General features: G+C 61.6%; 19 protein-coding genes. 6 read left to right on the plus strand and 13 right to left on the minus strand.

The features are described from left to right. Positions 1-408: 408 nt before the first annotated feature. From AC1RKI_RS28970 to AC1RKI_RS28995, 6 genes are all read left to right on the plus strand, one after another. Positions 409-1074, plus strand: coding sequence for an SOS response-associated peptidase (locus AC1RKI_RS28970; RefSeq protein ID WP_492795211.1), 666 nt, complete (start codon positions 409-411; stop codon positions 1072-1074). Positions 1075-1141: 67 nt separating this feature from the next. Further along, the gene (locus AC1RKI_RS28975) at positions 1142-1366 is read left to right on the plus strand and encodes a DUF2188 domain-containing protein (RefSeq protein WP_492795209.1); all 225 of its coding nucleotides are present in this window, start codon (positions 1142-1144) and stop codon (positions 1364-1366) included. Positions 1367-1371: 5 nt separating this feature from the next. Further along, positions 1372-2001 (plus strand): ATP-dependent DNA ligase, encoded by a 630-nt coding sequence (locus AC1RKI_RS28980; protein WP_492795207.1) that lies wholly within the window; start codon positions 1372-1374, stop codon positions 1999-2001. 232 nt (positions 2002-2233) lie between these two features. Next, a complete protein-coding gene (locus AC1RKI_RS28985) occupies positions 2234-2629 on the plus strand; it encodes a hypothetical protein (protein ID WP_492795205.1) in 396 nt (131 codons plus the stop codon). Between the two features lie 548 nt (positions 2630-3177). Further along, positions 3178-3357: a hypothetical protein gene (locus AC1RKI_RS28990; protein ID WP_341249051.1), complete on the plus strand. Its 180-nt coding sequence runs from the start codon at positions 3178-3180 to the stop codon at positions 3355-3357. A 103-nt stretch (positions 3358-3460) separates the two neighbouring features. Further along, positions 3461-3691, plus strand: a complete 231-nt coding sequence (locus AC1RKI_RS28995; protein ID WP_492795203.1) for a hypothetical protein — start codon at positions 3461-3463, stop codon at positions 3689-3691. A gap of 1005 nt (positions 3692-4696) precedes the next feature. On the opposite strand, the gene AC1RKI_RS29000 is transcribed toward AC1RKI_RS28995, so the two are convergent. From AC1RKI_RS29000 to AC1RKI_RS29060, 13 genes are all read right to left on the minus strand, one after another. Next, positions 4697-5080 carry a hypothetical protein gene (locus AC1RKI_RS29000; protein WP_492795199.1) on the minus strand — a complete coding sequence of 128 codons (384 nt, stop codon included), beginning with the start codon at positions 5078-5080 and terminating at the stop codon, positions 4697-4699. Then, positions 5077-5265 carry a hypothetical protein gene (locus AC1RKI_RS29005; protein WP_492795197.1) on the minus strand — a complete coding sequence of 63 codons (189 nt, stop codon included), beginning with the start codon at positions 5263-5265 and terminating at the stop codon, positions 5077-5079. Before AC1RKI_RS29005 ends, AC1RKI_RS29000 begins: the two co-directional genes overlap by 4 nt. After that, the gene (locus AC1RKI_RS29010) at positions 5262-5684 is read right to left on the minus strand and encodes a hypothetical protein (RefSeq protein ID WP_492795195.1); all 423 of its coding nucleotides are present in this window, start codon (positions 5682-5684) and stop codon (positions 5262-5264) included. The genes AC1RKI_RS29005 and AC1RKI_RS29010 overlap by 4 nt, the downstream gene beginning before the upstream one ends. Beyond that, positions 5668-6006, minus strand: a complete 339-nt coding sequence (locus tag AC1RKI_RS29015) for a hypothetical protein (RefSeq protein ID WP_492795193.1) — start codon at positions 6004-6006, stop codon at positions 5668-5670. Before AC1RKI_RS29015 ends, AC1RKI_RS29010 begins: the two co-directional genes overlap by 17 nt. A 29-nt stretch (positions 6007-6035) precedes the next feature. After that, positions 6036-6569, minus strand: a complete 534-nt coding sequence (locus AC1RKI_RS29020; protein ID WP_492795218.1) for a glycoside hydrolase family 19 protein — start codon at positions 6567-6569, stop codon at positions 6036-6038. 82 nt (positions 6570-6651) lie between these two features. Beyond that, the gene (locus tag AC1RKI_RS29025) at positions 6652-7791 is read right to left on the minus strand and encodes an acyltransferase family protein (RefSeq protein WP_492795191.1); all 1140 of its coding nucleotides are present in this window, start codon (positions 7789-7791) and stop codon (positions 6652-6654) included. A gap of 176 nt (positions 7792-7967) precedes the next feature. Next, positions 7968-8570 (minus strand): phage tail assembly chaperone, encoded by a 603-nt coding sequence (locus tag AC1RKI_RS29030; protein WP_404991165.1) that lies wholly within the window; start codon positions 8568-8570, stop codon positions 7968-7970. 9 nt (positions 8571-8579) lie between these two features. Further along, entirely contained in the window at positions 8580-9269 is a 690-nt protein-coding gene (locus AC1RKI_RS29035; protein ID WP_404991166.1) for a tail fiber protein, read from the minus strand. Between the two features lie 59 nt (positions 9270-9328). Next, entirely contained in the window at positions 9329-12973 is a 3645-nt protein-coding gene (locus AC1RKI_RS29040) for a TipJ family phage tail tip protein (protein ID WP_492795188.1), read from the minus strand. Next, entirely contained in the window at positions 12964-13350 is a 387-nt protein-coding gene (locus tag AC1RKI_RS29045; protein WP_341249062.1) for a hypothetical protein, read from the minus strand. The genes AC1RKI_RS29040 and AC1RKI_RS29045 overlap by 10 nt, the downstream gene beginning before the upstream one ends. Then, positions 13350-13826, minus strand: coding sequence for a DUF1833 family protein (locus AC1RKI_RS29050; protein WP_404991169.1), 477 nt, complete (start codon positions 13824-13826; stop codon positions 13350-13352). The genes AC1RKI_RS29045 and AC1RKI_RS29050 overlap by 1 nt, the downstream gene beginning before the upstream one ends. Beyond that, the gene (locus AC1RKI_RS29055; protein ID WP_492795186.1) at positions 13826-14161 is read right to left on the minus strand and encodes a hypothetical protein; all 336 of its coding nucleotides are present in this window, start codon (positions 14159-14161) and stop codon (positions 13826-13828) included. Before AC1RKI_RS29055 ends, AC1RKI_RS29050 begins: the two co-directional genes overlap by 1 nt. 23 nt (positions 14162-14184) lie before the next feature. Next, positions 14185-17166 (minus strand): phage tail tape measure protein, encoded by a 2982-nt coding sequence (locus AC1RKI_RS29060; protein WP_492795184.1) that lies wholly within the window; start codon positions 17164-17166, stop codon positions 14185-14187. Position 17167: the final 1 nt, after the last annotated feature.

The following is a 17167-nucleotide window of genomic DNA, read 5'->3' on the forward strand; positions in this document are numbered from 1 at the left end:
CGTGATTCGCTAGATCTTCTGCTGTCAGGGACTTTCACCCTCTACTCCTTGCCGGTTAGCCGGCGCACACTGTATATCCATACAGTATTGGTGATGCGTCATGGGAAACAGCAAACTGGCAAACCGGTGCCATATATCTTCCGGTGAATCTCCCGCGGCGTCGGTTCCGCTCAACGGCGACATCCTCCGGAAGGTGCGTGGAGACCAAGTCTCTGCGGCACTGCAAACTCTTCCTCCGCCAACGCACCTGAGTCCCCTGACCGCAGTGGTGCTGTACGACGTCGAAGGGATTGGCTTGGTGGAATTCTCCGTTGAGAGGCTACAGGCGAGACGCGGCAAGCACTCGCACTATTTTTGGTGCGCTGTCCGCGCCGCGCGCGTGGACACCACAGACTCTGGAGAGCCGTGATGTGCGTGAACTATGCTCCGATCCAGCGGCAAGTCCTGCGGGACATCTTTGGCGTCGAGCCGCCGGGTGGCGAATGGAAGGCGGAGGCATGGCCGGACTACCCAGCCCCCATCGTCCGCACGGCCGAAGACGGCGCGCGCGAGGCGGTCATGGGTTCGTTCAGTATGGTGCCAAAGGGACGCATCCCGCCTGGCGTCCGGTACTACCCGACCGCAAACGCTCGCATCGAAACGATCGGCAAACTCAGTTCGTTCGCCAAACACTGGAAGGCCGGGCAGCTTTGCCTGATTCCCGCAACGGCGTTCTACGAACCAAACTGGGAGACGGGCAAAGCCGTGAGATGGAAGATCGGCTTGCCGGGCGGCGAACCTTTCGCTATTGCCGGACTATGGCGCGCCTGGCCCGACGGCGCCGTGAGTTTTACGATGCCCACGCTTAACGCTGACGCGCACCCGCTGATGAAGCGGTTCCATAAGCCGGGAGACGAAAAGCGCGGCGTGGTCGTCCTGCCGCGCGAAGACTGGGATGAGTGGCTGGCATGCCGCGACCCTGAGGTGGCCCGCACCTTTTTGCGGCTCATGCCGGCTGACGCGCTTGTGGCTGAGCCAGCGCCTCTTCCTCCACGCGCCAAAGCTGTACCGGCCACTCAGCCGACGGACCTGTAGGCGCCCGCCGGATACCGCTCTGCCCTGCGGCAGCGCGAGACTGTCATGATCAACTCAGGAGACGACCATGGCAGCGAACATCCACGTGGTACCCACCGAGCGCAATGGCTGGGCTGTAGAGGTCGAGGGCACGGACGGCGCGACATCACACTACCCGAGCCAGGAAGAGGCAATCGCCGCTGGCACCCAGAAAGCGAAGAACGACAAGGTGGAGTTGTTCATCCACGGCCGCGACGGCCAGATAAGGGAGCGCAACTCTTTTGGCCATGATCCGCGCGACATTAAGGGCTGAGCGCCATGCCGCGCGGCACGCCCGCGCCGACCCTGGATCAGCTCTCGCCCATGCTACTGGTCGAAAGAAAGGCCATTCCGCGCGAACCCGGCTGGCTCTACGAGATCAAGTACGACGGCTACCGCGTCTTGGCCAGTACCGGGTCCACCGCCCGGCTGAAAAGCCGCGCCGGGATTGATGCGACCGGTTGGTTTCCCGAAGTGGCAGCGGCCTTAGCGGACGTCCCCGGCGGAACGATCCTCGATGGGGAAGTCTGCGTGCTGGACGATCTGGGCCGCAGCGACTTTAATCGGCTTCACACTCGAGCGCGGCGAAGAGGATGGTACATAGGGGCCGATCTGGTTGTCTATTGCGTGTTCGACGTTCTCACCTCCCGAGGCCGGGATGTAAGGCAATCTGCGGTGGAAGCTCGCAAACGCGCGCTTTCGAAGTTGCTTCACGCCTCTTCTGACCGACTGCTGCTCGTGACCGCTGTCGACGACGGCAAATGGCTTTACCGGTCCGCCGTCGCCTTGAACCTCGAGGGCGTAGTCGGAAAGCGTCGCGGGTCCAGCTACCAGGACGGCGCCCGGTCGCCAGACTGGATCAAGGTCAAGGTGCCCGGGAGCGTTCCGCCGGAACGCTTTAAGCGCTAGTAAATACCCTAAGTGGCAGAACTATCTGCACCCCACCTTTCGGCGGATGTGGCATGTATCTATTTTAGATACAATTGCCTTTTTCGGCACTTGCTTAATAGTCATGTCACCGCGCCCGACCATGCCAGCCATTCTCGTCGCGACAGCCCTGTACCTTTGCATGCCACTGCTGATTCTTTGCGGAATGTTGGCGACCACGGCGCTCACGTAAATAATCAGGGAGACACAACGGATGGGGGCCATCGCGATTGCTGGCATAGCGCTCTATTTTTGGCGCGTCGCCAGCTTCAAAACTGCGCTGCTTTTTCTCTCAGTTGTCGCCGTCGGCGTCGCGTCGTACTGGTTCAAAGACGAGCAAAGGCCGTGTGATGGCCGGGCGTGGTTCTGCGACTTCATGCCGGTGCGGGGGATCGGATTCGTGGGACCTCCCGATCCGAGAGAACATTGCCCGGAAGATGTCGAACCTTTGACGGTCAGAGTGTTCCAGAGCGACGCAGCTGAGGCCGAAGTCCATCGCCTTATTGATCGCGGGGTGTGCCAGGAAGAAGCAATCAAGCAGGTTGCCAATGGCTGGAAGGCTGCATATGACCCGAATTTCGGTTCGTGGTGGGAGCGCCTGATTCGCTGATGACTGTCCCCGAATTTTTGCCAGTCGGTCGGCTGGCCACTTCTATTCCGCGCGATGGGCGTTAAGCACTGGTATCGCTGGGAGCCGGAGGAACTCGACATCTTGTACGCGCGGTGGGCCACCATGGCTCCTGTCATCGAATGGGCGCCTTACCTCCTGCCGCGCCGCACCGAGCGCACGATCAACCAAACCCGATTGAGGCTGGGCCTGCCGAGCCGAGCCGATATGAGGCGGGGCGTCGAATACTGCCTCGTAAGGCCGCGAACGAAGGCGTCGGAAGAGGTTTGATTCCCCTGTGGACTTCGGCCGGGCAATCACCCGCTTTGTCCGGCCGATCTTTTTAACCCGTTCAGGCGATTCCAATACTGCCGTCTTCCGTGGCAACGTAGCGTCTGCCGGGAAACCGGTACGAGCTGTTCGCCACGCCCGCCTCCCCCCTTGGGCGTGGCTTATTTTTTTCTCACCCCCTTGCAATTAGCCCCATTGGTGCTAATATTCATCTCAGAGGTAGCGCGCCGCGCGGCCCGACATCCCGAAAGGAAGATCGAATGGAAAAGACCTTGGACATCCTCAAGACCGAAGCTGAAATCAGCAAGCTGATGGCCGAGACGATGAAGCTCAATGCCGAAGCGTCAAAGCTGAACCGAGAGCACCGCTGGCTTCCGGTGGTGTATGCCACAGGGCTGATCGCGGCGTCCATCACCTTCGCGAAGCTCTTTCTGAACTGACCAAGGCCCGCCGCAAGGCGGGTTTTCTTCTATGCGATACACCCCTCCTACTCCGGCCGATCTCCAGCGCCTGAAGTCCGAACTTGGCCGCACGGGCGAACAAATGGCTGACCTGTTCGGCGTCGCTGGCGGCCAGCAATGGCGGAAATATACCGGCGGCGCACAACCGCGTGAGATGGCGCCCCAGATGCTGTTCTTCGGCGCGGCCCGCATAGCTCTGTCTGACGAAGAGCTCGAGCGCGTGCTCGCGCGGATGCGAGAGATCGGCGCGGAAATTGACATTGCGCCGGAAGCCGCCGTTGCGACAGAGCCGGGCCACGCCGCGCAAAAATAAGTCGAGCCCTCCGGCAATAGCCTTGCCGTTCACCCTCGCCAAAAAAGTGAGCGTATGAGCACTCTGCCGACGTCGGCAACGCTTTTGCACCGTGGCGCGTGTTGGCCAGTACCGTGTCTACCTCTCGACTGAGGAGCCGCCGCGGGATTGATGCTGCGTTTCCGTAACCCCTTCAGGCGATTCCCTCGGCGGGAAACTTGCACAGTCGGCAGCGTCTGCAAAAACGTTGCTTGCAATTGCTACACTGGTTAAACGTCGACTTTGGCGTCTTTTTCGAGGTGAGCAATGACCGGTACATCGGCGTCTGACGAAGCCCACGAGCACCTGTTAGCACTTTATGCAGCTCTGTCTTCGATCCTTTCTTCTGGCTTAGACGACGTTTCACGTCGCTTGGCGGAAGAGACCATGAAGGAGGCGGCGGATTACTTGGCACCGATCCAAAGGCTAAGGGACGAAAGTCGCACCCCCGGCGTCGTGCGTGCGGACAGGGAGCGCATTCCCTAGCGGGAAATGTTTTGGAGCAACCTTTTTCTGACCTCCCGCACACTGTCGGGAGGTTTTCCCTATTGGAGGGTGCGTGGGTTATGGCTCCTGAGGGACATTAATTTTCCCAGTCGAGAAAATTCGCCAACAAATTCGCGGTCGACCTCGATAAGGAACGATCCGTCAGACTGCTGCTGCCACGCCCTTAACATCCCAAGCCGTTCCAGGCTCAAAAGCGCAGCCCTGACTTCGCCTTCTTCTGCCGGATTTGGCGCATCAAACACCAAGTTCATAGTTGCTCCCCGATTCTTGGAAGACCTCGCATAAAATCGGGTCCCTTATCTGAACTTTACATTACCTCATAGCTTGATGGATTAAGCGGGCCACGCCTCAACCGTTTTTCGGTGTTTTGCCGCACATTCCCCCAGCGCCTTCAGCACGTCCCCCATCACCCATTCCTGCCAGGCATCATAGTCGGCGGTGGCGGGCGCATCCGGGATTCGGCACGGCGCGGCCAGCGCGCTATCGAGCGGCGGCGGCTTGCTTGGCCGCGTCGACGGCGTCGGACAGCTTGCGCACCCGGAAATCATCAGGGCGGCAATCCACAGGCAGAGGCTTCTTCGCATTTCGGAATTCCTTCAAGGCTTGGTCGACCTTGGCGGTCAGCGCGGCCTGGCTGGCGTTGAACTCGTCGGCTTTGGTGCGGATGGTCTGGCTGGCCGCACCAAGGTTCTCGATCGCCTTGTTGGCGCTGGCCAGGTCCGCCTGAGCGCTGGCGGTCTTCATCCTGTCGATCTCGGCGTCCTTGCGCCAGCCGTTGGCCGCCCAGCCCGCGGAGAAGGCGCCGGCGGCCAGCGCGGCCGCGGCGATCGCGCGCCACGGCAATACGAACGGTAGTGCGATCATGGCGTGGCCGCGCAGCGCGCGTAGAGATCCGCAGTCACGCGGATGTGATCGAGCATGTCGGCGCGCGTGGCGCCGGGCTTCAGGGTCGGCAGAGTGTCGCAGTGGCGCGGCTGGCGCGCCGGTGCGGCGGGCGGATCGGCCGCAGCGCAGCCGGCGAGCAACAGGCAGAACAGCAGAATCCTCATTTCCGGGCCTCCCTCACCTTCCGATTCGCCGCCTCGATGTCTCGATTCACGCCCTGTCGCTCCGCCTCGGTGAGCGGGCGCGGCGCCGCTGCGGCCGCCGGGCGAGCTGCACGCTTCACAGACTTCGCTGCTTCCACAGATGCCTCCGCGGCCTGCGCAGACGCGTTGGCCGCTGCCGAGACCTTCGGCGCCAGCGCCTGCAGCGTCTGGGTGTACGCCTCCTGCAGCCGGCCGATCTCGGCTTGGTGGTCATCGCGCTGCTGGGCCAGTATTTCGCGCGACTGCCACTGGCACAGCGCGTAGCCGGCACCCATCCCCCCGCCCACCATCAGTGCCATGAGCGTGACCGCCTCCAGCATGTGGGCGGTGCGGATGAACGTCGCGCGATGGCGCGCCAGCCAATCACGTAGCTTTGCCATCAAGCCTCTCCTTCAGCAGACGGACCTCGGTCGTCAGCGCAGCGATCGTTCCCTTCAGATCGCCGATCTCTCGATACGCCTCATTGCGTTCCTTGTAGGCAAGGTCGGCCCGCTGCTCGGCCAGGTCAGCCCGCGCGTTCGCCTTGTCCAGCTGCGCCTCCAGGCGGGCAATGATGTCGATCTGGGCCTGTGTTTCGGCACCGTCGACCTTGTCGTTGCGCCATGCCTTTCGGATGAACCAGATTGCCCCGCTCACCGCGGCTACGATGAACCCCAGCGCGCCACCAGTGCCCCCCGGCACGTTCAAATCGTTCAGGTCCATCGTTTCCCCGGTCGCCGTGTAAATGCCCGTCATTGGAGACCCAGCACCCGGCGGGCGCGGTCCCATCGCTCTTTGCGATCCTCGATGCCATTCAGGCCCCCGTTGATCCGGCGAGTGAGCGTTTCGAAGTCGCCGGCGTCGGCCAGGGCATTCAGGTTCTTCCGCTGCCAGAACCAGCATGCCGAGCGCGCGGCCAGCGCGTCGCCCTGCAGCAGCTCTGGGCTGGCCTCGAGGTCGACGCCGAGCGCCGCGCCGCACGCCCTATAGTTGGCGCGCCCGGTGATCTGAATCAGGCCGCGGCCCATGTAGCGCTTTCCGTCGCCGGGCTGCGTGTTGCCAAGATCAGCGCGCCCCTCATATCGCAGTTGCGCCGGCGTCGGTCCCCAGAGTTCGCGCGTGTAGACGAAGCCGCCGGACTCGTGGCCGATCTGGCCAAGCCATGCTGCCTGGCGCGCCGTCGTGTCAATGCCGTACTCGCGCCATGCCGCGTCCACGTGCGGCCACCACCGGTCGGCTGTCGGCTGCGTCATTCCGCTGGCCAGCTTGAATGTCTGTTTGTCCACTTTGGCTCCATAGACAAAAAAGCCCGCTCGAAGCGGGCAATAAAAAAGCCGCCCGGAGGCGGCTAAGTTTTTCGTTTTAAATCTATGCTGGAATGGCGGTAGATTCAGGGGCACGTCTGGCGCGATGGACCCATTCCCTTACGATTCTAAGCAGGGGCTTTTCAACATATAGGTAGGACAACACGCCAATAATCGTGCTCAGCGCCATCGCTATCATTACACCGGAAGCGCTTCGGCTGGCACTGAGCCATTCCCATCGCTCGCCGACGGGATACAAAGTCCCGATGACCACTGTATGAGTTAAGTAGATTGCATACGATGCGTCACCCAACAGTATAGCCAGACGCGACGTAGCCCTCGCGCCGACCGTATGAAGCAGCAATCCCGCGAAGACTACTAACACTGGCATGAGCATAAATGCCCATCGAACGGGAATGTACTCGTTCACAAGCAGTCGAATATCGTGCGGGGCAAAATTGACCCAGACGAAGAAGACACTGAACGCGACCACCAGCGGGACAATGCACCACTTCAGCTTTGCAACGACGCTTGGAAGCAAAACCCAGACGTAATATGCAAAGATCCCGTATACAAAATTCCATGTGTATTCATGCGCGTAGAAATGTATGATTCTGTTTGAACCACCCATCTGACTGTCGATTATCTTCACACCGACAATGATAGCTACGGCCAAAAGCGGAGCGATCTTCCTTCCGCATAACAGTGACACTGAAAAAATGAGGTAGAAGAACATTTCCAAATTCAGAGTCCAGCCCACCCCAAGTAAAGGATGAAAATCCCCAGACGCATTCTGATAGGGGATGAAAAGCAGGCTTTTCCCCAGTTGGGTAAGCAGTGCGCCGTTGCCAAGGCCGTGCTGACTTGATAACCAAATCAGAAGCTGCTTTTGATCATGGCAAATCCATTCCCAAATTAAAGGCCATTGATAAGGCGGATTTCCCATTCCATAGTTAAACCACAGAACAGAGAAAATCGTAATCAACCAATAAAAAGGAACAATTCGAACAAGTCGCCGAGCAAAAAAATCCTTGGCGGATTCAGCCGTCTGCGCGAGATACGCCATGAGGAAGCCGCTTAGTGCGAAGAAGATCGCTACCCCTTGTAACTCTGTGTGGGTGTGCCCTGGGATGACATATCCCGTGTGATAGAAGACAACCCCGAGTGCTGCAAACGCCCTAATCAGTTGTAGATTCGTTATCATTTTTTGTTACAACGACCCATGATGGTATCGATATTCGCACCAAATGGGATGTAATGTAACAACTACGCGCCGAATTTACAAAAATTCCCTCCTGTGTGCGGCGGAGCCACTGGGGCGGTGCACACTCAATCCCCTCCGCGAGACAGTCAGTTGTTCTCTGGGCACCGGTCTACCGGTCAGGCAGGCTTTTCCGGCCAAGAAATCGCATGCGGGAAGCCGGCTTGCAATGGCACCGCGCGCAGCGCCTTACGGTACTGGCTCAGAGCCTTGAGCGCGACTTCGTCTTCGGTCGTCAGCTCGCCCAGCACGAAGCCGTCCATCAGCGGCGCGATGAGCTGGTCGGCTTCGTACAAACGCACCGCCTGCTCACGCCGTGCCAGCGCGCCCAACTGTTCCGTCTCCAGAGCTGAGTCCAGCGTCCACGCGCCGTCGATCCAAACATGTGCCGGCGACGGCCGTGGTTCTTCCGTCAGGAACGACGGCAACTGCCCCAGGCCGGAATACTCGCCGCTCAAGGTGAATACGCTGCCATCGGCTGTACGATAGAGCGGCACGGCACGATAGTCGGCAATCAGCGTCCACTCACCTTCCGGCCAATTCTGCGGCGGGATACCGCTCTCGTTCAGATAGACCGGCACGCGACGCTCCTCCGCCTGCGGCGGCGCGATCTTGGTGGCATAGCCCGGCACGATGGGATCGTCGGGCTCCAGCGGATTGTCGTCGGCCACGCCGACCGTCAGAAACTCACCGGTGAAGGGGTGATAGTTGTAGATCTGCATGGGGGTGCCTCAGTACTTGATGTATGCGGGAAACGCGACGTTGCGAGGACGGTTCTCTGCGCCGGTCGCGGGGCCTGCGGACACCGTGCCAGTAACGGTCGATCGGTTGATCTGCAACGTCGACCCGCCGATGTTGATGATTCCCAGCCCAGGCGCGTCGCCCCACCACCCGTTCTGGCCAGGATCGTTGACGTGCGTATGCTGGACCAGCTGTTGAAGCTGCAAACTACCGATCAAGCGGCCCGCATCGATGCCGCGACCGTCGTCCAGAAACCGCAGGAACTCGCCGCGCGCTTCCGGCACGTTGAAGGTCGTCGAGCCGTCGCCCACCCCAAAGGTCGTGCCAATGTTGTCGAACAGCGCCTTGTAGGTCGTACGCGATACCGCCGCGCCGTTGCACTTCAGGCACCCATTCGCAGCGTTGGGATGCGCCAAGATCAGGATCGTGCCGGGCTGCATGATCCCGAAATTCGGCAGCGTCACGTCACCCATGTCGATCCACGCCGTATTCGCGACATTGCGCATGCGCAGACGGTTGCTCGAAGTATCCACCCAGAACTGGCACGGATAGGTCTTGGATGGCGGGCTCGACCCCGAGCTGTTCGATGCGAGAGCCTGCTGCCCCGAGTTGATCTTCTGGACCAGCGCCAGCCCCGATAGCGTGCCGGTGGTCGGAATGTCAAGAGTGTCCTGCGACATGAGATCCCCAAAAAGGAAAAGGGCCGCATAAGCGGCCCCGATGGTGATTGCAGCGTTGCTCAGTAGCCCTGAGCTGACCAGTTGATGTTTCGCGCGACCGCCGTGGTGCCGTTCAGTACCTGCACATCGAAGCCCGACAGGCTGATGTTCGTAATGACGACCCGGTCGCCTGCCTGCGCACCGAGCAGCGTGACCTGGACGTGCGGCACGTTCTCGCCATTCGGGCCAGCATTGAACGGGTCGCCGAATCCGACATGCAATCCACCAGTGCCGATAGCGACGTTCGTACCGGTGTCCAGGCGATCCGGCATGTCCACCGTGAGACTGAATTGATCGACTTGCGGATGAATGGCCGGATCAGTCGTTGACAGCAGCAGACGCGCGGTGAAGTACTGGCCGTTGTAGACGCCCGGCAGGAAGTCCTGCCAGTTACCGAACACGCCGTCTCCCTGCGCGATAGCGATTTGCGGCTTGGCCGTGACCGCCGCGCCCAGCGCCTCGCCGAGCATGTCCTGATCGATCAACACATCCTCTTCGGTCAACACATTGTCCGTGGAGCGCACGCCGTGCACAGACGTCTTGATGATCAACTGACATGGCACGACACGGCCCACGTTGACCTGGTGGCTCACAGATAGGGTGTAGGCGCCGTCAGTGGCTATGCCACCGTATTCGAGGATATTCGACTCATCCAACACGTCGGTATCGCCCAGCACATTGCCCGCGCCGGCCAGCACCAGGCTCCCCGCGTTCACGGCCGCCCCGCCCGTCAGCACACCGGGCCATGTGGGCGCCTCGTCGCGCGTCACAAGGACGTTGCGCACCAGCGCGGCACCCGCGATGACGATGGACACCGCTGCGGAATACACGGGCGATCCGCTGGGCGGCACGTAACGCGTGGCCACCCAGTACGTCCCATCGCCAACAGCAACGATGTCCTCCAACGGCGTCGTGCCGACCACCACCGCGCTCTGCCACGTTGGGCCAATCCGCACCTCATAACCGGGCAAGCGCAGATCCGACACCGGCGACCACGTCAGATGCGTCAGCTGATCGCGGTAGACCGTTGCAAGGTTCGTCGGCGCCGGCAGTGGCGCGATCAGGCCCTGAACGATGTAGCGATCGCCCTGGCCCTTGGCGCTACGCAACTGCACGAGGGAGACCGGCGTCACGAAGACGTCGACGATGTCGTTCGTATAGGCTTCGACCTCCAGGCTGTTGTTCGTCGCGTTGTACGTAGTCGGCGCCCCGCCATTGATCGACACCGCGACAGTGGCCGTGGTGGCCGCGCCGGTCACCCATGCGATCGTGACGCGGCTGCGCCCTGTCACGCCATCGAGCAACCTTTCATTGAAGGTGATCGACCTGACGTCGCCGCTGAGCTGGCTGTACGTGCGTGGCGGGACATAGTCATATCCGCCCGACGCGCGCTGGTAATACGCCGGCTCTTCGTCCGTGGCGATGATCTGAACCTCAGCGCCGCCGGCCTGCGGAATCACTGCCGTGATTTTCACGGCCTTTCCCGGCGTGGCCATCGGATCAAAGACGAACGCCCAGTCATAGGGAATCCGGTCCGGATTCTCCGACGGAACAGGGAACTCAGCAGGGATCGGCGACGTCAGGGTCAACGTGTCGGCGTTGCCCTCACCGCTCTGCACGCCAAACACCTGGTAGCGGCCGTCAGGAAAGCGGATCCCCACGAAACCCGGCGCCGCGGTCAGCGGCACCTGCCGGTCGAGCTGCAGCGTCGCGCGGTCGCCTCCCACCAGTCGCCCCGCAAAACTCCATGCGGTCATGTCATGAGAGAGCAGCACCACATCACCGCGCTGCGCCACGAACCCCTCGAGATCCGACACCCACGTGATCTTCCGCCGCCGGTAGTACTGCGCGGCCGCCATCAGATTCGCCTTGCGGCCCGCCAGGGCAACGTTTGTGCACCCAATGAAGTTCAGCGACACGGGATTCGATGGCGCAGTGACGTCCGGCGGTTTCGCGCGCACCTGATCGGTTTGCCAGTTCTTGTCCGGGTTGACGAAATTGATGATGATCTCGTCGGCCAGGTTCTGGGTGTTGTACTCGATCTGGAAGCTGTCGCGCTTGATGTTGAATGGCCCGAACTGCATCACTGGTGCCTGGTCAGCAGCGTCCCAAACCACGCCCAGCTTGCCAGTCATCCACGTGGGCGAGCCGTCGCCGCACAGCGCAATCTGTTCGGCCATCGTCGCGATACTGGTCGCCGCCGCCTGAACAAAGTTGCAGGACAGGCCATGCCAATCGCAGTGCAGCCCGAATTCCTTGATGCCCTCGATGTCGATGCGGCTATCTGGCAGCCCAGCACCAAATACGCGCCGGCCATTTACGAACTTGCCGCGCGCCCACCAGAGATACCACCACGCGGGGTTGCTCGTTGGTTTGGTCTCCCACGCCGCACCGGTCCAGACAGGGCATGATGCTTGCACCAGGGCACTGAAGTCACTGATGGTCCCATTGAGCTGCGAGGTCGCCTTGATCCTGAGCCCCACCCGCTTCTGGCCGGTGTAGTCCGTGGTGTCGAGCTGATAGCTGCGAAGCTGCGCCCAGCTGAAAGCGTTTTGCTCACGGGAATCCGTGACATCGGGCGTCAGTTTCCTCACGCGCACCTCATATTGCCCTGCCGGCACATCGAGCCAATAGTTGGCGCGCCGCGGCGTCTGCGAAGAATTGGCGATCGTGAGCGTGCCTCGGCCGGTGAAGTCCTGCCACGCTGTCTGACCCACCTCACGATACTGCAGGTCGAACTGTACCGAGCGCGGGTCCAGTCCGCCCTTGTCGTTCGCGTAGAACAGCACCGCAACGAAATCGACCCAGATGCGCGTCGTGTTCGGCGAAGTCGTGCGCTGGACCCATCCAGCGTTGGAACTCACGTCCTGCACCGACATGCTGTCGACGTTTGCCGACACCAGGGAGAGCTTTCCGTCCGGCCCGCTGACCTCGATGGTGACGTCGCTATAGTTGGAGATCGGCGTGTCCCCGATTCGGAAATCAGACAGCGTCAGATCGCCAAGTCCGAAGTTGAACGTCTGGTAGAGGTACTGGTCCTGATCGAAGAACTCGGTGTAGGAGTTGGATCCGACATCCGGCACGACGCGGTTGTACCCGATGCAGACCGGCAAAGGTTCGTACAGCCGCGCGGTGTTCTGTCCGCCGTTTAATGCATAGGTGGGCGTCTCGCTGTTTGCCTGATAGGCCGACGAAGCGAGTGTGGCCTTCGGCGGTGGTAGCAGCGCGTTCACAAGCAATGATCCGCCGATCATCACCGCCGCCTGGACCAAGGCGGAAGCGGTGGCGGCTGTCGTGCCCAAGGACGTCGCCAGCGTCGCCCCGTAGAACTGCCCCGTATAGACGGCTGCCACCACGATGGCGATCATGGCGACGGTGCGAAGCACCTTTCCAACGCCGCCACCGCCACCGCCTTCCACCGCCGTGCGCAGGACAATGCGGTCTCCGGGATACGGCATCAGCATGTGCCAGTTCTCCGAAGGCACCGGGATGTCATTGCACCAGAGCGAGACTGCGCCGCGCGGAAGTGAGACACCCTGCCGCTTCAAATACTCGCCCAGCGTCTCGTCCTTCAGAAACTCCGCCAGGTGGACATGTCGACCGTCCGTAGTCAGGGGGTGCGGAAGGTGCACCAGCGCAGGCGCGCGATGTTCGTTCACTTCCATTTATAGAATCCGTCCAGAAGAAGGCCCGTTCCCGGCAACTCCCGTATCCGATGCCTTACGACCTGCCCTGCTTCGCGCGAGTTGTGGAGCACCCACGCGACGCCCCTGACTTCGTAATAGACGCCCACGTGACCGAGCCGCCCGCGCGCGATCATCACCACTGCATCGCCATCGGCCGGCCTGTCAGTGCGCTCTCCAATCTCGGCGCAGCACTGCGTGACGAGCCGTGAATCTGCGAAGGGGCCAGTGCCGCGGGCGGTGGGAATGGCGATGTGCCGGCCGAAGACTTCGGCTAAAACTAAGCGCGCCAGTTCTCCGCAATCGAATTCTCCCGGCACGTACGGCCGGAACATGTAGGCATCACTCCAATGTGCCATCAGAAGAGTCCTGGAGCGGTGTCGGGTCGATACTGGATGCCGACAGCCTGCTGATTCAGCATGTCGTAATACCCAAGCCTCGCGGTGACCTTTGAAGAGTTGACCCGGATGCCGAGCAGATCCATGGTTGCCGTCCACTCGATGTGGTCGGGATCACTGCGCAGGATCTCGGAGAATGTCGCCGTCGCGCCCAGCCCACCCTGGCTGATCTCCAGCCATTGCACCAGGTCGCGTCCGACGTTGTCGATCTCCAGCTGTCCCTGTGGTTGCTGACCTTGCTGGTCATCCGGCACCGTTGCGCTGAACGCGAGGGCCTGATACAGGTGCCCGCCGCTCGTGACGTCCTGTGTGTCACACACGACGCGGATTGGCGCCGCGAGATCGGGATGATCGATCTGCAACAGCAAGAGCGGCGATTCGGGTGCTGAGAGCGCTCCAATGGTCTCGCGGTAGCGTGGTGAATAATTGCGTGCCATCAGCCGTATGTCTCCAGCGTGAATTTCACCGTCCAGATTTGCCGGCGGGCGACGGCCGCGTATTCAACACGGCCGCCGACGATCCGCGCGAGCTTTGTGGTTCCGGTAAGTGGATCATTCCAGTTGAACCACAACGTCCCGCCTGCAAGGTCGTCCCGTACCCAATTCTCGAAATCATTGCGCACGGTCAGGCTTGCGACGACGAACTGCATCGTGCGAGACACGATGGCGCGGGTGTTCCGGGGGCGCTGCTTGTCCGGCCCTGACTCCATTTCAGTCACCAGCACACCGTAGTCCGGTGTTTGCTGGAACGCCGCCGCGGTTGGCAGCGGCATGTAGCTCGGAAATGTAGGTGTCGTCATTGTCTCGGCAGGTTCTGAATCGCGGACCTGATTGGCCCGCCATTCTGCAGATCGTCGATCACCACCGTAACAATGGTGCCGTTGACATCAAAACGCGGTGTGGCGCTCTTGGCCTGCATTTGCTGCGAACCTTGATTGACAAGCTCAATCTTCAGGCTGCCAGGACCGCCCGAGCTATCGCCCGCGCCTCCGGCCAGTTCAGAAGCGCTCCCTCTCAGCAGCCGCGTTGCGGGCGACGTGCCCACATATCCGCCATCGGCATAGCCCTTCACCACATCCCGTCCCGTCAGCGCATCGAGTAATTGACGGACCCCCGGCCGAGCGGTGGTTTCAGCGTCGATGACATACTCGCCACGATGCACGATGCCTGCAGGCTGGAACTTGCCGCCGTCGCCGGTGTAACCACCGTCCGAATAGAAAATTCCCGTCGTCGTTGGACCGCCGAAGGAACCAGCAACCGGACTGGCACCGTTGAATGAGGTGGCGGCCTCGCCCCCGCCCAAGAACCCACCAAGGAACGACGCACCCGCTTGAAAGAGGCCCGAGAGCGACGAGCGCAGCTGGATCCGCGCGATGTCGGCGATAACCGATTGCGCGAACGAACTGAAGCTCAGCTTCCCCGTTGTCACGAACGTGACTACCGCGTCCTCCAGGCCCTTGAAGGTATTGCCAAATGCCTGGCTGACCTGGCCAGCGATGTCCTTCGCGCCATCCGCATAGTTCTGCAGCGCGCGCGTCGCGCCGTTGGTCCAGTCGCCCTGCGCCGCAAATAGTCTCTGCTGATCGTCCCGCGCGCGCTCCATGGCATCAGCCATCGCCTGATTGATGGACTCAATCTGCCGACGGTAGTCGTCTGTTTCGAGTGCGTTGGCGCCGCCTGCCTGCCGCACGCGCTCCGTGAACTGGTCTCGGAACCGGCGAAACTGGTCTTCGATTTGGTTCAGCGTGTCGGCGAGCTGCTTGGCATTGTCCCCGAGACCCAACGCATTGATCTGACGCTGCGCCTGCACGGCGCGCGTACCGTTGTAGTTCGAGATCTGCAATGCCGTCTGAGCCACAGCGCCGCGGATGCGCTCCTGATACTTCTCGACGTCGGCCGCCTCCTCGGCATATGTGCCTGCGATCTCCGCCCGCAGTTCCTTGACCCGGCTGGCGTAGCGCTCGCGTTCAGCCAACGATTGTCTTCCCCCGGCGACGTTCGCTTCACGCTCTGCCAGGCGCACCTGATCTTCCAGCGCCGCGCGCCTCGCCTCATAGCTGCGGTGAATGTAGTCTTCCTGCGAGAAGAAATCCGCTGCGCGCAGTTTCTCCAGCGTCGACAGTTCCTGCTTGAGCTGGAGTTCAAGTTGGCGACCTTGCGCCCGTAGCGCTTCCAGTTCTCCACCCAGCGCGTTCTGCCCGGCGGCGATGCCTGCAGTGTCACGATAGCGCCGGCGCGTCTCGGCCTCGCGCGCCGCGATCGCCGACGCCGAGACGCGCTCGTCGTTCGGATTCACCTTGCGGATCGCTTCCTCGAGGCGCTTGTTTTCCTCCAGCGCCTTGTTCAGCGCTTTTTGCTTGTTGACGCGCTCGTCGATGGAATCCAGCTTACCGCTGGCGGAAATCGCCGCTTCCTGCTCGCGCTTGTAGCGCGCTGTCGCCTCTGCCAGCCGATTCTGCTCGACCGCCAGCGATTGAATCGATGAGGCGAGCTGATTGGCCTCCTGCTCCAGGCGCTTGGCGGTATCCACGTCACCGCGGCCGCGCGCTGCGCCGGCGCGACGTAACAGTTCATTCTGGCGGCCCGTGATCGCCGCACTGCCGTCATCCGGCGTCTCCCGACCGAACGACTTGGCAGCGTCCCACGCCTTGCCAATCGCGTTGGCCAGGCCGTTCCACGCACGCTCGAGGTATCCGACCGTCTGCACGCCCTTCGTGGCCAGATGTTCGTGCAGGATCCGCGCGTTCTCGAGCACCGCCTCCTGCACGCGCCCCTGGTCCTCCAGCGACTTGATGTACTCGTACTGCGCGAACGTGATGTAGTGAAGGCTCTTGTTGTGTTCCTCCGCCCACTTCGCAACGCCGTCGGGCATCTTTGCGTAGTCCGCAGCGATGTCGGCCAGAGATTTTCCTGTCAGGGCTGCCATGCGCACCGTGTCCTCGCCAAGGACTGTCAGCGCCTCGCCAGAAAGCCGTCCGCTGGAAACCAGCGCCATCAGCGCTTCGCGCGCAGGGCCGAAGCCGCGCTGCGTGGAATCGGCGATCACCTCTACCGATCGTTCGAAGCTGGCGGCCGTCTGACCGGCATAGTTGCCGGTGAGCACCAGGCTGCGGTTGAAATTAACCGTTTCCTGCTCGCCCTTGTACAGCGCCACGCCAAACAGCGCAGCGGCGCCGGCCGCGAGCGTCAGCGGGTTCACCAGCCCGGCAACATACCCGCCCAAGGCGCGCGCGGCGGGTCCGATTCCGCCGAACATGTCTTTGAGCTGACCGCCCTGCTGCGTGAGCACCAGCAAAGGGCTTTGCCCGCCAGCGAGCTGAGTCACGATGTCGGTGAATTGCGCTGGCACCTGGCGCATTGCAGCTGCCGTCTGGGCTGCGGATACTCCCACACGAGCCTGCGTGCGCTCCGTCGTGGCGGCAAGCCGAGCCTGCGCCTGTTCCGTTTCGCGGATCTTGGCGATCAGCGGCTCATAGACCTCCTTCGGAATCCCCCGCATCCTTGCGCTGTATTCCAGCGCCGCGGACTTCGACATCCCGAAGGTATTGGCCGTCTTCTCCAGGCTCGTCACAAACCTGTCGTTTGCCGCCTTCATGCGGTCGGACGCATCCCGCGCGGCATCAGCCATCGAACGGGCACTGCGAGATGTCGACTGGCTCGTCTCTGCCGCGGCCTGCTTCAGATCCTGGACGGAACGCTTGGCGTCGGCGAAGCCGGCCTTGAGGCCAGAAACATCGGCATCCGCCTGCAGGGTGGCCTTTCCGACAACCTGGCTCATG

Source organism: Cupriavidus sp. GW822-FHT06G04, from assembly GCF_058799075.1.

What these genes read in the sequence shown, in the direction of transcription:
- AC1RKI_RS28970 (WP_492795211.1), top strand. Translation starts at nt 409, where the DNA reads ATGTGCGTGAACTATGCTCCGATCCAGCGGCAAGTCCTGCGGGACATC.
- AC1RKI_RS28975 (WP_492795209.1), top strand. Translation starts at nt 1,142, where the DNA reads ATGGCAGCGAACATCCACGTGGTACCCACCGAGCGCAATGGCTGGGCT.
- AC1RKI_RS28980 (WP_492795207.1), top strand. Translation starts at nt 1,372, where the DNA reads ATGCCGCGCGGCACGCCCGCGCCGACCCTGGATCAGCTCTCGCCCATG.
- AC1RKI_RS28985 (WP_492795205.1), top strand. Translation starts at nt 2,234, where the DNA reads ATGGGGGCCATCGCGATTGCTGGCATAGCGCTCTATTTTTGGCGCGTC.
- AC1RKI_RS28990 (WP_341249051.1), top strand. Translation starts at nt 3,178, where the DNA reads ATGGAAAAGACCTTGGACATCCTCAAGACCGAAGCTGAAATCAGCAAG.
- AC1RKI_RS28995 (WP_492795203.1), top strand. Translation starts at nt 3,461, where the DNA reads ATGGCTGACCTGTTCGGCGTCGCTGGCGGCCAGCAATGGCGGAAATAT.
- AC1RKI_RS29000 (WP_492795199.1), bottom strand. Translation starts at nt 5,080, where the DNA reads ATGATCGCACTACCGTTCGTATTGCCGTGGCGCGCGATCGCCGCGGCC.
- AC1RKI_RS29005 (WP_492795197.1), bottom strand. Translation starts at nt 5,265, where the DNA reads ATGAGGATTCTGCTGTTCTGCCTGTTGCTCGCCGGCTGCGCTGCGGCC.
- AC1RKI_RS29010 (WP_492795195.1), bottom strand. Translation starts at nt 5,684, where the DNA reads ATGGCAAAGCTACGTGATTGGCTGGCGCGCCATCGCGCGACGTTCATC.
- AC1RKI_RS29015 (WP_492795193.1), bottom strand. Translation starts at nt 6,006, where the DNA reads ATGGACCTGAACGATTTGAACGTGCCGGGGGGCACTGGTGGCGCGCTG.
- AC1RKI_RS29025 (WP_492795191.1), bottom strand. Translation starts at nt 7,791, where the DNA reads ATGATAACGAATCTACAACTGATTAGGGCGTTTGCAGCACTCGGGGTT.
- AC1RKI_RS29030 (WP_404991165.1), bottom strand. Translation starts at nt 8,570, where the DNA reads ATGCAGATCTACAACTATCACCCCTTCACCGGTGAGTTTCTGACGGTC.
- AC1RKI_RS29035 (WP_404991166.1), bottom strand. Translation starts at nt 9,269, where the DNA reads ATGTCGCAGGACACTCTTGACATTCCGACCACCGGCACGCTATCGGGG.
- AC1RKI_RS29040 (WP_492795188.1), bottom strand. Translation starts at nt 12,973, where the DNA reads ATGGAAGTGAACGAACATCGCGCGCCTGCGCTGGTGCACCTTCCGCAC.
- AC1RKI_RS29045 (WP_341249062.1), bottom strand. Translation starts at nt 13,350, where the DNA reads ATGGCACATTGGAGTGATGCCTACATGTTCCGGCCGTACGTGCCGGGA.
- AC1RKI_RS29050 (WP_404991169.1), bottom strand. Translation starts at nt 13,826, where the DNA reads ATGGCACGCAATTATTCACCACGCTACCGCGAGACCATTGGAGCGCTC.
- AC1RKI_RS29055 (WP_492795186.1), bottom strand. Translation starts at nt 14,161, where the DNA reads ATGCCGCTGCCAACCGCGGCGGCGTTCCAGCAAACACCGGACTACGGT.
- AC1RKI_RS29060 (WP_492795184.1), bottom strand. Translation starts at nt 17,166, where the DNA reads ATGAGCCAGGTTGTCGGAAAGGCCACCCTGCAGGCGGATGCCGATGTT.